Below are 14,213 nucleotides of genomic sequence, written 5' to 3' on the forward strand. Positions count from 1 at the left end.
TCGTGTCACGAATCGCCCGCCGAATCGGCAGCATCACACTCGCCACCACCCTCACTATCACCGCCTTCGCGGCCATCGCGGTCACCGGGTTGTCCCAATCGGGCGCTGAGACGGCCTCCGCGGCAAGCATCGGGGCGCCACCCCCTGGGCCTGGCGCCGTGCCGCTCCCTGGTCAGTTCGTCGTTGCGGTCGTTCTCGGCCGGTCCGGATCCGACACTGCCGACGTTCTCGCGCCCTATGACGTTCTGGCCAGTTCACCCGACTTCTTCGTCTACACGATTGCCGCCTCCGCCGCCCCGGCGGTCGTCGACGGCGGTATATGGGTCGTGCCGACCCACACTTTTGGCGAGGTGGCGGCGGGTGCCGCACCCACGCCTGACCTGGTCGTGGTGCCGGCCGTGAATAGTCCTGCCGGGCCCGAGGAGGCCGCGGCGCGCGAGTTCATCGTCAACCAGTACAACGCGGGCGCCCGCATCCTCGGAATTTGTGCGGGCTCCCGGCTGCTCGCCGCCTCCGGAGTCCTCGATGGGCTTCGCGCGACGTCCCATTGGTCCCGAATCGCCGCGCTCAGGACTTCGAACCCCGAAGTTTCCTGGGTCACCGGACAGCGCTACGTCCAGGACGGCCGCGTGACCACTACCGGTGGCGTGACCTCCGGCATCCCCGGCTCTCTCAAAGTCATCGCCGACATGGCAGGTGACACGGAAGCCAACCGGGTCGGCGAATCCATCGGCTACCCAGGCTGGAAATTGGGTGGCCCGACGGAGATGCCCGTCAAGAATTTTGGGTTCGAAGACGCTGCCTTCCTCATGAACACGGCCTTCCCGTGGGGGCGACCGAGGGTTGCCGTCGAGCTGAAAGACGGCGTCGAGGAGATCGATGCTGCTGCACTCTTCGAGGTCTATGGCTACTCGCAAGGTGCCACCACCTCCGCCCTGTCGGCGAAAGGGTTCGTCACGACCAAGCACGGCCTCGTCGTGAAGACCTCGGTTCTCGATGGCGCGACGAGCACGGTGGTTGCCGGCGAACTCGGTGCACCAGGAAGCCCGCAGGGCTTCGACGCCGCCTTCGAACAACTGTCGAGGAGCAGCAGTTCGTCGGTCGTCCAGTCCGTGTCCAAGATGATCGAGTACCCCCTCGATCGGGTCAGACAGGAGAGGGCACCGCTGATCGCGCAAGCACGCACTTCCCTGCTACTGGTTCTCGGCCTCCTGCTTGCGCTCGGCGTCGGAATGCTGCCCGCCATCATCCTCGGCTTCGTCCGACGCCGCAGGAGGGCTCTCGCCTGATATTCCACAGCGCGCCTGACGATGCACAGCCGGAGCGACCGGCCATTCCGGTGAATCACGCTAGCCGCTTGTGCGCGACCGAAGTAGGTTGACACGTGAGCGCCGCTGGTCCGTCCATCAAAGGAGATGTTCCGTGCAGTCATTCAGAAGGCTCCACACCGCCGCCGTCGCGGGGCTGTCCGTGCTGGCACTCACTTCCATCGGGGCGGGAAGCGCTGCGGCCCTCAGTACGCACCCGGGCACAGCAAGCACAGACGGCGTCGCCTACACGGCCGGGGCTCCCGGGAGCGGCGACCCGTACTTTCCTTACGACGGCAACGGCGGCTACGACGTGCTGCACTACGACCTCGCCCTGCGCTATGCGCCGCCGACGGACCCCGCTGCACTCGTGGGAAAGCTCAGTGGCGTCGCGACCATCACACTCCGCGCGAAGCAGAACCTGCAGTCGCTCAACTTCGATTTGCGCGGTCTCGACGTCACGTCGGTCCGCGTGGACGGCAAGGCGGCGGCGCACGGGAAATCGCCGGGCACCGGCAGCGCCGAGTGGTCACAGAAGCAGGACGACGCGAATCGGTACTGGGAGCTCACCGTCGGTCTGCTGCCGAAGCTCAGGGAGGGACAGTCCACAACGATCATCGTCGAGTACGGGGGAAGCACGGGGCGTCCGCTCGACACGACCGGGGCCCTCTATGGGTGGGTCACGACTGCGGATGGCGCGATGGTGGTCAACGAGCCCGATGGAGCCTCGACCTGGTATCCCGTGAACGACGACCCTCAAGACAAGGCCACGTATTCGTTCCACATCACGGTGCCGGCCGGAAAGACGGCCATTGCGAATGGTCTGACCGACGGCCGGCCACGGACCAAAGCCGGGTGGACCACCTGGTCGTGGGAAGCTACGGACCCGATGTCCAGCTACCTGTCGACGGCAACGGTCGGCGACTTCACCCTGGCCACCGATAAGGGCCCACACGGACTCCCGATCGTCAATGCCATCGACACCGGCGTAACGGGCCCGGGCCTCGCGGAGACGAAGGCGTCACTCGCGCTTCAGCCCCAGATGATCGCCTTCCTCGAGGGCACGTTCGGGCGGTACCCGTTCGAGTCGTTCGGCGCGATTGTCGACGACGATTCAGTCGACTACGCCCTGGAGACTCAAACCCGGCCCGTCTACTCACAGGTCGCGGACGAATCCACAGTGGTCCATGAACTCGGACACCAATGGTTCGGCGATTCGGTGACGCCCTCCGATTGGAAGGACATCTGGCTCAACGAAGGCTGGGCCACCTACATCGAATGGCTGTGGGCTGAACATCAAGGCACCGCAACGATTCCTGCGCAGTTTGCCGACGCGGTGTCATACCTGGACGCGAACAACGGCTGGACGCTCAACATCGCAGACCCCGGTCGCGACGAACTCTTCGCGGCACCGGTGTACCTGCGGGGAGCGGCCGCACTGCAGGCGTTGCGCGCGAAGGTCGGCGACAAGGCGTTCTTCGCGGGCGCCCGCTTGTGGTTGAACCGGTACAAGGGCTCCACGGCGACCACGGCAGACTTCGAAGCCGTGATGGAGAAGACGTCAGGCCAATCGCTCACCACCTTCTTCAACGAGTGGCTGCGTCAAGGCGTCCGCCCGGCAACGGCGCAACTGCAGGCAGAGCCCTCGGCGGGCCCGAACAACGCGTACCAGGGGCCCGCCGCATCCGACCTCAAGAATGGTCACAAAGACGCTCGTTGACCAACGAGAGTGATTCCTCGCCCTGACCCTATCCGTGCGCCGGTGCCGCGTAGTGCTCTCGGCGCGCGTCACGGGCGCACGCCGTCAGCTGCGTGCCGCGATTGAGCTGCCGCCGGTCGCGAGGCGCATCAGGTCGGTGTCGAAATTGAACTCGGCAGCAGCTCCATCGGGGCGGGCATTGCTGCCGAAGGAATGCTGATACTTGTCCCAGATCTTGCCGGTGATGGCGGCGCTGATGCCGGTCGCGATCATGGCGGACAGTTCGTTCGCCGCCCGTTCGATCCTGCCGAGCAGAGAGGGGTCTGCCCAGTCCTCCGGTGCTGCGAAGACCGAGGTCGGCGTCGTGAGCGATCGCATGAACGCGAACAGGGAGCGCAGCTGGTCGTCGATGACGAGGGCGTGGCGCGCCGTGCCCGCTGTTGCGGAGAGCACGAGGGGCTTGGCGATCAGGAGGTCGTTGTCGAGGATGTCAACGAACGACTTGAGCAGGCCACTCATCCCGGCCTTGTAGACAGGCGTGGCCACGATCACTCCGTCGGCAGCGGCGAGCTGGTGCACGGCGTCGAGGAGCTTGCCCTCGGGAAACCCGGACACGATGGCGTGCGCGACCTCCCCGGCGAGTGGGCCGAGATCGATCAGCCTGACCGATGCCGGGATGCCCTGGGCACCAAGTTGATCGATGGTCTTCTGCGCAATCCGATCTGCGAGCATCCGTGACGAGGAAGGGTCGCTGGTGCCTGCGTTGACGATGACGATGCGCCGCGGCTCATCAGGGGTATCGGAGAGGTTCTGGGCTGTGGTGCTCATGCGTGGATTCGCGGGCTTTCGTGGTCGGTGTGCGTGGGGTGGATCACGGACGTGATCGTGCGCGAGATGTCGCGCAGCTGCTCCAGCTGCTCGCGGCTGAGGGCTCGGGTCATGGTTGATGTGATGGCCGACGCGTGGCGACGGCCGACGACTTTCTGAATGCGGGCGCCTTCGGGTGTGAGGATCATCCGGACGGCCCGGCGATCGTGATCGTCCGCGCAGCGTTCGAGAAGTCCGCGTGTCTCGAGTCGGGCGACGAGGCGGGAGATGCCGGCCTGGGTCATCAGGATGCCGCGGTTGATCTCGACCATGCTCATCCCGTTGGCCGACTTGGACAGGGTATAGAGCACGTCGTATTCGTTCTGGGAGACCTCGATCCAGACGTCGTCTGCGCCGAATGTGCGGAGGAGCGCCACCTGGGCCCGAAACATCGCTTCCCAGGCTTCGTTGGCCAACCGGGTCTCGCTGCTCACAGCAGCACAGGGTAGTTGGCGGGACGCTCGGGGTCGCTGTCCTGGTAGGGCGACGTGCCGGTGACGTTGTCGCCGCGGTTGGCGTTCGGGCGGGGCTGGCGCGGTTCGGCATCGCCGTACTTCGCCCGGACCCGGCTCTCGTGGGTGGGCGCCTCTGCGGCGCCGGGAGACCGGCGTGCGGCCATTTCCTTGCGGAGCACGGGGACGACTTCGGAACCGAGGAGTTCGAGCTGGTCGAGCACCATCCCCAACGGGAGCCCGGCGTGGTCCATCAGCCACAACTGGCGCTGGTAGTCGCCGAACATGTCACGGAACTCGAGCGTCTTGTCGATGATCTGCTGCGGGCTGCCGACACTGAGCGGTGAAGCCTCGGCCCACTGCTCGAGGGAGTTGCTGTGATCGTAGACGGGAGCGCTGTTGAAGTAGGGACGGTAGGCGTCGAAGGCGTCCTGGGAGCGGTGGGCGATGAAGGCCTGACCGCCGAGACCGACGATGGCCTGTTCCTCCGTGCCGTGGCCGTAGTGGGCGAAGCGCTTGCGGTAGAAGTCGACGAGCGGCTTGAAATGGCCGTTGGGCGCGAACAGGTTGTTCGCGAAGAAGCCATTGCCGTAGTACGCCGCCTGCTCCGCGATCTCGGGGGTGCGAATGGAGCCGTGCCAGACGAACGGGGCCACGTCATCCAGAGGCCGCGGGGTCGAGGTGAATCCCTGGAGCGGAGTGCGGAACGTTCCCTCCCAGTCGACGACGTCCTCGGACCACAGGCGGTGCAACAGGTTGTAGTTTTCCAGGGCAAGCGGCAATCCCTGACGAATGTCCTTGCCGAACCACGGGTAGACGGGGACGGTGTTGCCGCGGCCGAGGGTGATGTCCAGACGGCCCTTGGCCAGATGCTGGGCCATCGCGTATTCCTCGGCGATGCGCACCGGGTCGTTGGTCGTGATCAGGGTCGTCGACGTCGACAGGATGATCCGGTGGGTGAGCGCCGCGATGTGAGCGAGCAGGGTCACGGGCGATGAGGAGAAGAACGGGGCGTTGTGGTGCTCGCCCATCGCGAAGACGTCGAGGCCGACTTCCTCAGCCTTGACGGCGATCTTCACCGACGCATCGATGCGCTCGGCCTCGCTGGGCGTGTATCCGGTGGTGGGATCCTGGGTGATATCGCTGACCGCGAAGATGCCGAACTGCATCGTCGGTTCCTTTCCTCTGCCCGGGGAGCCGAGCGGCTTGACTGCATGACTGGTTATGTATGTTCTGCGTAACGATGACTGTAACCGCTCATCCGCCAAATACATTCCCAGTTGTGTATCTTGGGTGCGCACGGACCGGCTGAACAACGAACTCGTGCTCGTCAATGAGCCCCAGATCGGCCAACGCGACGGGGCCCGGGACGTCGTGTCCCGGGCCCCGCGCATGGTTCGCCGGCTCGGTCAGGTCAGCAGGCCGTACTCCTTCAGCAGCTCGCCGATCTCGGTGTTCTTGATCTGCTTCATCAGCAGATCACGGACCATGGCTGGGCCGGGCACCTCGATCTCCTTACCGTCACGCAGCAGGCTGGCGGCGGCGAGCAGCGTACGCACGTCGTAGGTGGAGTTGAAGACCTCCGGCACGCCTCTGTCGATGCCGAGCAGTTGGTAGGTCGCCTCCATCGCGGTGCGCACCGAGTACTCGATGGTGAAGATCGTGTCCCGGGAGGGTGTCTCGGCGAACTGGCCGAGGAACGCGAAGTTGACGGCGCCGGCCGGGACCACGTCGGGCCGGTCACCCGCCTGCCGGGGCATGAAGAACGCCGTGACGTAGGGCATCATCACCGGCACGCAGGTGGCACCATTCGCCGCGAGCTCGGGGATGTCGGCCACGGGGACACCCATGTGGTAAAGCCACTCCTGGGTGATCTCCTCGCCGGTGCACTCCTGCATCGACTTCTTCACGTAGTCGCCGGGGACGTCGACCAACAGCGAGTACACCCAGACCACGATCTGGTCCTCGGGTTGCTTCTTGAAGTGCGGCTGGCGGTTGACTGTCCAGCTGAGCAGCCAGGCGGAGTCCTGGGCCGTGACGATCCCTCCGGTGACGGTCTTGCCGCCGAACGGCGAACGCTTGGCGATCTTCTCGATGTAGGCGGGGATGCGCGTGTCGAGCGTGGTGACGGTGGCCGACTGCCACTTGCTCTCCTGGATGTGTGCGCCGAACACGTCCGGGTGCCCGAATGACGGGTCCTTGGCGGCCAACCGCCGCCAGAGGTCCCAGGCCGGGGCCGGTCCCTCGTCGAGCTTCGCCGCGGTGTGCTGGTCGCCGTTGTCGGAGTTCTCGGTGAGAGAGCCGATGGTGGCGAGCACCAGGTCGTTCTCGCCGAGCTCGACGCCACCGACGACACCCTCGCGGATCCAGTGGATCGCGGTGGCCTGCTTTCGGTCGGCCGTGATCGCGAAGTCGATGTCGGTGACCTCGGTGTCGAACTGGAACGTCACTCCCTGGTCGAGCAGCCATCGGTACAGCGGCAGCACCATCGACTCGTACTGGTTGTACTTGAAGAACCGCACGTTGGCGAAGTCCGGCATGCCGCCGATGTGGTGGATGAAGCGGTGCACGTACAGCTTCATCTCCAGCGCAGAGTGCCACTCCTCGAAGGCGAACATGGTGCGCCAGTACATCCAGAAGTTGCTGGCGAAGAACTCCTCGCCGAAGACCTCGTTGATCCGCTTGTTCTCCAGGGACTCACGGGTAGCCAGGAAGAGCCCGATGAGCTCCTTCTGCGCTTGCTTCGAGAGAGTGAAGAGGGTGCCGGTGCCGGCATCCTGACCCTGATCGACGGTGGCCCGCTGCAGCGAGAAGTTCGGGTCGTCCTTGTTCAGCCAGTAGAACTCGTCGAGCACAGAAGCGCCGTCGACCTCGATCGAGGGGATCGACCGGTACAGGTCCCACAGGCACTCGTAGTGGTCGTCCACCTCACGGCCGCCGCGGATCACGAAGCCCTTCTTGGGCTCATCGATCCCGTCCAGAGCCCCGCCGGGCAGCTTCAGCCGTTCGAGGATGGTGATCTTCGACCCGTCCATCTGTCCGTCGCGGATCATGAACGCCGCCGAGGCCATCGACGCCAGGCCGGCGCCGACGAACCACGCGGTCTTGTTCTCGACCCCTTCAGGCTTGCGGGGACGCGCGAACGCCTCCATAGTGCCGCTGCTGTAATACATAGTCAGTCTCCTTAGTATGTTTCGATGGTTGATGGCAACGTGGCGAGGAAGCCGCGCACGATCTGCGTGACCTGCCCTCGAAGCTCTTCGACGGGGTCCGCTCCGGGATGCGCGCCCGTGGACGGCCCAGCGAGCAGGAGCGACAGCGCCGCGAAGACTGTGCGGGCGGCGCGCTGTCCCTCGCGCAGGACCGGCTCGCCATCGACCCCGGCTGACCGGACCGCCGTAGCGAGGCGGGACGCGATCGCGTCCTCGAGCTCGCCGACGAGCGCGAGGCCCGCGGTCCGGTGCTCGTCGGTGGCCGAACCGAACAGCAGCTCGCGCTGGTAGGCGACGACGGTGGCAGGGTTGCACGCCGAGCTCTCCAGCACGGCCTGGACGAGCGCGTTCACCGATTCGACCGGGTCTGCGGCCACGGCCGCGGCCCGCACGCCGGTGTTGATCGCATCGCGCAGTTCGCCGTTGTAGACCATGAGCAGCAGCTCAGCCTTGGACGAGGCGTACCGGAACACCGTGCCGACAGCCACGTCGGCGCGTTCGGCGATCTCCTGCGTCCCCACCGCGTCGAACCCGCGCTCGGCGAAGAGAGCGGCTGCGGCCGCGAAGATCCGCAACTGCTTGTCCTGCATGCTTCGTTCGCGGCGGCCTCGGAAAGGGGTACGTTTCGCGTCCGTGTACTCCGGCAGACCGACCATGACGCCTCCAATGAGTTGACTCATTAATGACTACGCTCATTTATGCGCGGGCGCAACTCCGCGCCGGACCCCCAGCGCCCCGACGTCGCCCACTGAAGCCGGCGCGAGACGCTCCCCGGCCCCCGCACTCGCACACCGCGAGGGGGGTGATCAGGGTGGCCGAGTGGGCTTTAACTCGTCGCCTCATGTGAATGAGGGAATCGCGCTCAATCAGGCAAAGAAGGCTTCAGATGTGGGCAAACCCCGAATCCAGGCAATAAAAACCCCCTGATTCCCAGTTGCTACAAGGGATTCAGGGGGTTTGACTGTGGCGGTCACGACAGATGTGGACGCGATCGGTTGCGCGATTCGAGCGACACACGCTTCACGCGTGACCGCACGAGAAGACCGCGTTCCGACTACATGTCCTCAAACTCGTCGACGCTCCATTCATCCCGCCAGTCGATGAAGGCCTTCTCGCCTTCGAATCGAAGCGGAAGCCAGACGTAATCGGCGATGGCGGTATCGACCATGGCAAACTCGTCCATTGGCTTGTCGCCGTCGTTTCCAGGAGCGAAGTGCTTCGTGAATTCGGTGACCGCGCGCGAGCTGTCGTCCAGGTAGCCCGGGAGCCAACGGTCTCCGAGCGCGATGTAGAGATCCTTCTTCCCCGAATGCTTGAAGACTGACGAAATCTGGGCGTGAAACGAAGTGTGACTCTCATCAGACGGGTGCGGATCGCCAAGAATCGAGTACGGCCCGTGGTAGCTCGGGGCAACGGCCACCTCCGAGGGATTCGGGTAATACCCGGTCGTCCCGGATGTAATCAGGTAGTGCTTTCCCCCTCGCCGAAAGTGGGAGGGGGCTTCACGCACGAACGGGGGCTGTGGTTGAGGAAAATGCGTGGAGTAGTAACCGGTGACGTCGGTGTAGTCGTCCGTGAGACAACAAATCCTCGTGGTGAATGCGGGCGTGCACTGCCGATGATGAGTGGGAACTCGACCCCCGCTTCGGCGAGATCTGACCAGGACAGGACAGGAGCAACCATGGACGCCATTGAAACGAGTTCGCTGGCACAATCGTTCGACCATCGCGACGAAGGTCTTGCCTTACCCGAGAATCCAATCCATTGCTCGGCTAGGACCGCGCACCACCGTCTGGCTCACCGAACTCATACCGTCAGGACTATTGAGATAGGGGAGGTTGCATCGTGACAGCGCCGTTGTTGACGCTCAGCAGCGGTCACACGATTCCGCAGTTGGGTCTCGGAACCTGGCCCCTCACCGACGAGTCTGTCGTTCCCGTTATCGTTGCTGCGGTTGAGCTGGGCTATCGGCACATCGACACCGCGTTCAAGTACGGCAATGAGACCGGAGTTGGAGATGGCGTGCGCAGCTGCGGTCTTCCTCGCGACCAACTATTCATCACGACCAAACTCGACGGAACGTATCAGGGCGACGATCGAGCCCTCAGAGGGATTTCTGATTCGCTTGGTCGCCTCGGTACCGACTACGTGGACCTATTGCTCATCCACTGGCCATGTCCCGAAGAAGACCTGTTTGTCTCGACGTGGAAGACGTTTGAGCACATCATGGCTTCCGGATTAGCACGTTCCATCGGCGTATCGAATTTCAAGGCGAGCCACCTGGAGCGTCTGCGTCAGGAAACTGATGTCATCCCAGCGGTGAACCAGATCCAGCTCAACCCCTACATCGCCCGAATAGAAGAGCGCAGATATGATGCGACCCACGGGATCGCAACAACGTCGTGGAGCCCACTCGGGCAAGGAAATTCGCTCCTCGCCGAATCCGTCATTGTGGCTCTGGCGGAAAAGTATCACAAGACCACCGCACAAATCGTGCTCCGGTGGCATGTTGAACTCGGCCTAATCGCAATCCCGAAATCCGCCAATGTTGGACGGCTGCAGCAAAATCTAGACGTCTTCGAATTCGTTCTTGAGTTCGCTGAAGTAGCCGCAATTTCAGCGCTGGACGGAAGTCAGGGCGCTGGAGTTGACTCTGACTTTGAGGGCCACTAGCGCCGGTCGAGCCAACATCGACTGGGTCAGGAGGCCGCGGACCCGGTTCACGGTTGCGTTCACCTGCGTGGCCAGATCATCATCGAAGCCACAGAGAAGCGACAGCTCGGCGATTTTCTCATCGGCGAGTTGAACGGACCGCAACGCGTGCGGGAGTGTGCGGGCGGCCTGACCAATAGCGGTAAGCCTCGACGGCCACGTTACGGCGACCTCGCGACAGGCCCGGATTTAGTCCTTACAAGCGATCACACACTGCCACCCGTGCCTGGCGGCGACACACATTCGATCAGTGATGACAGAGCAGATTAGTCATGCCAGACACAGCAGGCCACCACCACCACCAGGCTCCCACCTGATGGCACCCAAACAAAGTAACGAGCAAAATATGGGCACGGGGCCATTTCGGAGCATTTCCGGGCAGTGAAAAACCCTGCTTCCCAGCGTTTCCAAGGGATTCAGAGGGTTTGACTGTGGCGGGTTGTTCCTACAACCCACAGACTGCTGAATGACTAGGCAGATTCGCGGTGTTTTCTGGCACATCCTCTGTGCTCTGCCAAATAATCCTCTACCGACCGAGCAACGTGGGCAACTCGTCAAGCGACTCCCCCGTAATCGTGGACTACTGGGTGACGCCCTCGAGTAGGTTTGCGAGCTCGTCGAGTTCGACGTCCCAGCCCTCTCGGTTCTGCTCAAGACGTTCGCGACGGTAGAGGGTTCCGCCGGGGAGTGTGTCGAAGCCCGATTCGATCACCGTGACATCCGTCCCGGTCCCCGCATCGGCGATGGTGAAGCGCACGTGCGTCGAGTACTCGTCGAGCTTTTCGGCAGGGATTCCCGACCACCGGAAGCTGAACGCGCTGTCGGGCACCACCTCGGTGATTTCGATCGGGAAGCTGCCGTAGTCATCCCAGTCGATGCTGCCGGTAGCACCGGGCTCGAGCGCTGCGAACGCCACACCGTCTCCGAACCACTTGACCATTACCTCGGGGTCGGTCAGCGCCTTCCAGACGCTCGCGCGCGAAGCCTCGATGCGAACGGTGCGGGTCACAGTGTGGCCCTTGATTCTTGCTTGATCGGACACGGTGTTTCCTTCACGTTCGAGCCCAGCGCGACGGGACATTGGCCGCCGAGCGGCACGTCACTGAGTTCTGCAAACGCACCTCATCGAGCGTACCCATGATTGCGTATCGGTTCACGGGCGGGAGAACCGCGTGAACGCGAGCTGCAACTCATCAGAGTTCCCTCCGTGGGGATCTCCGGAACTCGGGGAATCAAGTAGCGAGCGCAAAAGACCGGCCGCTCAGGCATCCGTGGCCGCGCGTTCTCATCAAACCCGCACTCACCGGCCGCCACGAGAGCGAATCAGCGCCCAGCCCACCTCGGAAACGACGAATGGCCTCCAAAACCTCGGAGGCCATTCGTTTTGGGACCATTTCTTGGAACAGAATCACGCAGTTCCAGGAGCAACCCTGTGGCGGTACCGGTGGGATTTGAACCCACGGTGGAGTCTCCCCCACACAACTTTTCGAGAGTTGCACCTTCGGCCGCTCGGACACGGTACCGAGGGAGATTGTACGTGAGAAACAGGGGTCTGCGCGAATCAAGCCGATATTCGGGGCTCGCGGGCGGCATCCGCTTCACTGGAAACCGCGACACGCGAACACAGGAAGCAGAAAGCCGGCACCCAGAAACCGGCGGTACGCTCCCCCCGTGTCTAACGTCAAACCGAACCTTCGCGCGCTCCTGGTCGCCCTCGGCGCCGTCACCACAGCTACCGGAATGACCGCTGCCGCCGTCGTTCGGGCGCGCGGATTCCGGGAATGGCGCCAAGGCAACGCCCGGGTACTCAACGAGACCCTCCCCGCGCACGCCCAGTGGTGGCGGGAGCATGGCCGGGAGCCGGGCGAGCTGCTCTACGTGGCCATCGGCGACAGCGCCGCGCAGGGGATCGGGGCAAGCGAACCGCGGCGCAGCTACGTCGGGTTGCTCGCCGATCACATCCGCCTGGCCACCGGTCGCACGGTGCGCGTCGCCAACCTGAGCGTCTCGGGAGCGACCGTCGAGCTTGCCGTTCGCGACCAGCTGCCGCTCCTCTCGGAACTCTCCCCCGACATCGTCACGGTCGCGATCGGTGCGAACAACGTGGCGGTGTGGGATGCTGCGGTGTTCGAATCAGGGATCCGCGCGATCTTCGCTGCGTTACCACCACACGCCCTCGTGGCCGACCTGCCGTGCTTCCACCTGCCGCACAACGAACGGATCGTGGCCGTCGGGAACCGGATACTGCGGACGGTCGCCACCGAGTACGGGCTCACCGTTGTGCCCCTGCATGCGACGACGAAGCGGCCGGGGCTGCGCAGCGTCGCCACCCACGTGGCCAACGACCTGTTCCACCCGAACGACCGCGGCTACCGGGTCTGGGCCGAAGCATTCCTCCCGGCGTTGAGCGAGGACATCGCTCTGCTCGTTCCCGAGGACGCCGAGGAGTTCGCCGACCTGCGCGAGGGGTAGGCGCGCCCGACCGGCCGGGTGGGCGCGCGGACTTCGGCCAGGGCGTGCGCTCGAGCTTCAACCGGCGTGGGCACGCGGCCGATTGCCCGGGTGTCGGTGGCCGAAGCTAGGCTCGCAAGCATGGCCAGACCCGTTTCCTCCTTCCGCTGCACCGAGTGTGGCTGGACCACCCTGAAGTGGGCCGGGCGCTGCGGCGAGTGCCAGCAGTGGGGCACCGTGGTCGACATGACGGAGAAGGCGAGCCTCACCCGCGCCGTCAAGCCTGTCGCCGTGATCGGGTCCGGCATTGCGCGTCCGATCACGCACGTGGACACCACCGCGGTCTCGCACTGGCCGACCGGCATCGGCGAGTTCGACCGGGTGCTCGGCGGCGGCATCGTTCCCGGTTCGGTCATCCTGCTGAGCGGCGAGCCCGGCGTGGGTAAGTCAACGCTGCTGCTCGAGGTCGCCTCGAAGGCAGCGGCAGCCAAGTCCCGGGTGCTCTACGTGAGCGCCGAGGAATCGGTGAGCCAGGTGCGCCTGCGCGCCGAGCGCACCGGGGCCTTGCAGCGCGAGCTGTTCATCGCCGCCGAAACCGACCTCGCGACCATCCTCGGCCAGATCGACGCGGTGCAGCCGAGCCTCGTCATCATCGACTCCGTGCAGACCGTCGCGAGCGGTCTCTCCGACGGGCTTCCCGGCCAGCCGAGCCAGGTGCGCGAGGTCGCATCCACTCTCATCCGGGTCGCCAAGGACCGCAACCTGCCGATCCTCCTGGTCGGGCACGTCACCAAGGACGGGTCGATCGCCGGCCCCCGCCTGCTCGAGCACCTCGTGGACGTCGTCTGCCAGTTCGAGGGCGATCGGCAGACCGCGTTGCGCTTCGTGCGAGCGCTCAAGAACCGTTTCGGGCCGACCGACGAGGTCGGCTGCTTCGAGATGACCGGCGAGGGCATCTCCGAGGTTCCCGATCCGAGCGGCCTGTTCCTCACCCGCGGCGGCGTCCTGGTGCCCGGCACCTGCGTCACGGTCGCCCTCGAGGGACGGAGGGCGATGCCGGTCGAGGTGCAGGCACTCGTCATGCCGAGCTCGGCCCCTAACCCGCGCCGGGTGACCAACGGCGTGGACTCATCGCGTGTCGCCATGATCATCGCCGTGCTCGAGCAGAGGGCTGAGGTGAAGGGCCTCGGGGCGTCGGATGTCTACGTGTCGACCGTAGGCGGCATCCGTCTGACCGAACCCGGCGCCGATCTCGCCATCGCGCTCGCGATCGCCTCCGCGTCGCGGAACAAGCCGATCGGGCATGACGTCGTGGCGTTCGGCGAGATCAGCCTCGCCGGCGAGGTGCGGCCGGTGTCGTCGGCCAAACAGCGTGCGAGTGAGGCGGCTCGGCTCGGGTTCGTGACCCGGATCGACTCCGGTGCCGGGCGGCTCGACTCTGCGATCATCCTCGCGCTGCGGGAGCCTGTCTCGGCACGGGACGCGGAGCTCGACGCGGCGTTCCGGTAGGCAC

Annotated in this window: 12 protein-coding genes, 1 tRNA gene and 1 pseudogene; 5 read left to right on the forward strand and 9 right to left on the reverse strand. The window is 64.7% G+C overall.

Translation table 11 applies throughout. From position 1 onward, the window contains the following. Window positions 1-2: 2 nt before the first annotated feature. Window positions 3-1,289 carry a DJ-1/PfpI family protein gene (locus E3O39_RS04515; RefSeq protein ID WP_166787251.1) on the forward strand — a complete coding sequence of 429 codons (1,287 nt, stop codon included), beginning with the start codon at window positions 3-5 and terminating at the stop codon, window positions 1,287-1,289. Between the two features lie 133 nt (window positions 1,290-1,422). Then, on the forward strand, window positions 1,423-3,027 hold the full coding sequence (locus tag E3O39_RS04520; RefSeq protein ID WP_134446314.1) for a M1 family metallopeptidase: 1,605 nt from the start codon (window positions 1,423-1,425) through the stop codon (window positions 3,025-3,027). 84 nt (window positions 3,028-3,111) lie between these two features. Here E3O39_RS04520 and E3O39_RS04525 read toward each other — a convergent pair whose 3' ends face one another. The 6 genes from E3O39_RS04525 to E3O39_RS04550 all read right to left on the reverse strand — a co-directional run bounded on the left by E3O39_RS04525 (window position 3,112) and on the right by E3O39_RS04550 (window position 8,957). Beyond that, window positions 3,112-3,834, reverse strand: a complete 723-nt coding sequence (locus E3O39_RS04525; RefSeq protein ID WP_134446313.1) for a CE1759 family FMN reductase — start codon at window positions 3,832-3,834, stop codon at window positions 3,112-3,114. Further along, on the reverse strand, window positions 3,831-4,307 hold the full coding sequence (locus E3O39_RS04530; protein ID WP_241975547.1) for a MarR family winged helix-turn-helix transcriptional regulator: 477 nt from the start codon (window positions 4,305-4,307) through the stop codon (window positions 3,831-3,833). The genes E3O39_RS04525 and E3O39_RS04530 overlap by 4 nt, the downstream gene beginning before the upstream one ends. After that, window positions 4,304-5,494, reverse strand: a complete 1,191-nt coding sequence (locus E3O39_RS04535) for a CE1758 family FMN-dependent luciferase-like monooxygenase (RefSeq protein ID WP_134446312.1) — start codon at window positions 5,492-5,494, stop codon at window positions 4,304-4,306. The genes E3O39_RS04530 and E3O39_RS04535 overlap by 4 nt, the downstream gene beginning before the upstream one ends. 240 nt (window positions 5,495-5,734) lie before the next feature. Then, window positions 5,735-7,498, reverse strand: coding sequence for an oleate hydratase (locus E3O39_RS04540; RefSeq protein WP_134446311.1), 1,764 nt, complete (start codon window positions 7,496-7,498; stop codon window positions 5,735-5,737). Window positions 7,499-7,509: 11 nt separating this feature from the next. Beyond that, a complete protein-coding gene (locus tag E3O39_RS04545) occupies window positions 7,510-8,193 on the reverse strand; it encodes a TetR/AcrR family transcriptional regulator (protein WP_134446310.1) in 684 nt (227 codons plus the stop codon). Window positions 8,194-8,591: 398 nt separating this feature from the next. Continuing rightward, entirely contained in the window at window positions 8,592-8,957 is a 366-nt protein-coding gene (locus E3O39_RS04550; protein ID WP_134446309.1) for a hypothetical protein, read from the reverse strand. Window positions 8,958-9,379: 422 nt separating this feature from the next. Here E3O39_RS04550 and E3O39_RS04555 point away from each other — a divergent pair, with 422 nt between their 5' ends. Beyond that, window positions 9,380-10,210 carry an aldo/keto reductase gene (locus tag E3O39_RS04555; protein WP_134446308.1) on the forward strand — a complete coding sequence of 277 codons (831 nt, stop codon included), beginning with the start codon at window positions 9,380-9,382 and terminating at the stop codon, window positions 10,208-10,210. A 21-nt stretch (window positions 10,211-10,231) separates the two neighbouring features. Here E3O39_RS04555 and E3O39_RS04560 read toward each other — a convergent pair. The 3 genes and pseudogenes from E3O39_RS04560 to E3O39_RS04570 all read right to left on the reverse strand — a co-directional run. Beyond that, window positions 10,232-10,387 (reverse strand): annotated as a pseudogene (locus E3O39_RS04560) (transposase); the annotation flags it as partial. A 442-nt stretch (window positions 10,388-10,829) separates the two neighbouring features. Continuing rightward, entirely contained in the window at window positions 10,830-11,291 is a 462-nt protein-coding gene (locus E3O39_RS04565; protein ID WP_166787250.1) for an SRPBCC domain-containing protein, read from the reverse strand. 391 nt (window positions 11,292-11,682) lie between these two features. Further along, window positions 11,683-11,772, reverse strand: a tRNA-Ser gene (locus E3O39_RS04570). Window positions 11,773-11,920: 148 nt separating this feature from the next. Here E3O39_RS04570 and E3O39_RS04575 point away from each other — a divergent pair. Together E3O39_RS04575 and radA are read left to right on the forward strand one after the other, a co-directional pair. Continuing rightward, window positions 11,921-12,721: an SGNH/GDSL hydrolase family protein gene (locus E3O39_RS04575; protein WP_241984969.1), complete on the forward strand. Its 801-nt coding sequence runs from the start codon at window positions 11,921-11,923 to the stop codon at window positions 12,719-12,721. 120 nt (window positions 12,722-12,841) lie between these two features. Continuing rightward, complete coding sequence (radA, locus tag E3O39_RS04580; protein ID WP_134446306.1) at window positions 12,842-14,209, forward strand: DNA repair protein RadA; 1,368 nt, start codon at window positions 12,842-12,844, stop codon at window positions 14,207-14,209. The last annotated feature ends 4 nt before the right edge of the window (window positions 14,210-14,213 follow it).

Origin of the sequence: Cryobacterium sp. MDB2-A-1 (assembly GCF_004402675.1) — a bacterium.
Classification (GTDB): domain Bacteria; phylum Actinomycetota; class Actinomycetes; order Actinomycetales; family Microbacteriaceae; genus Cryobacterium; species Cryobacterium glucosi.

What these genes read in the sequence shown, in the direction of transcription:
- E3O39_RS04545 (WP_134446310.1), bottom strand. Translation starts at nt 8,193, where the DNA reads ATGGTCGGTCTGCCGGAGTACACGGACGCGAAACGTACCCCTTTCCGA.
- E3O39_RS04535 (WP_134446312.1), bottom strand. Translation starts at nt 5,494, where the DNA reads ATGCAGTTCGGCATCTTCGCGGTCAGCGATATCACCCAGGATCCCACC.
- E3O39_RS04525 (WP_134446313.1), bottom strand. Translation starts at nt 3,834, where the DNA reads ATGAGCACCACAGCCCAGAACCTCTCCGATACCCCTGATGAGCCGCGG.
- radA (WP_134446306.1), top strand. Translation starts at nt 12,842, where the DNA reads ATGGCCAGACCCGTTTCCTCCTTCCGCTGCACCGAGTGTGGCTGGACC.
- E3O39_RS04540 (WP_134446311.1), bottom strand. Translation starts at nt 7,498, where the DNA reads ATGTATTACAGCAGCGGCACTATGGAGGCGTTCGCGCGTCCCCGCAAG.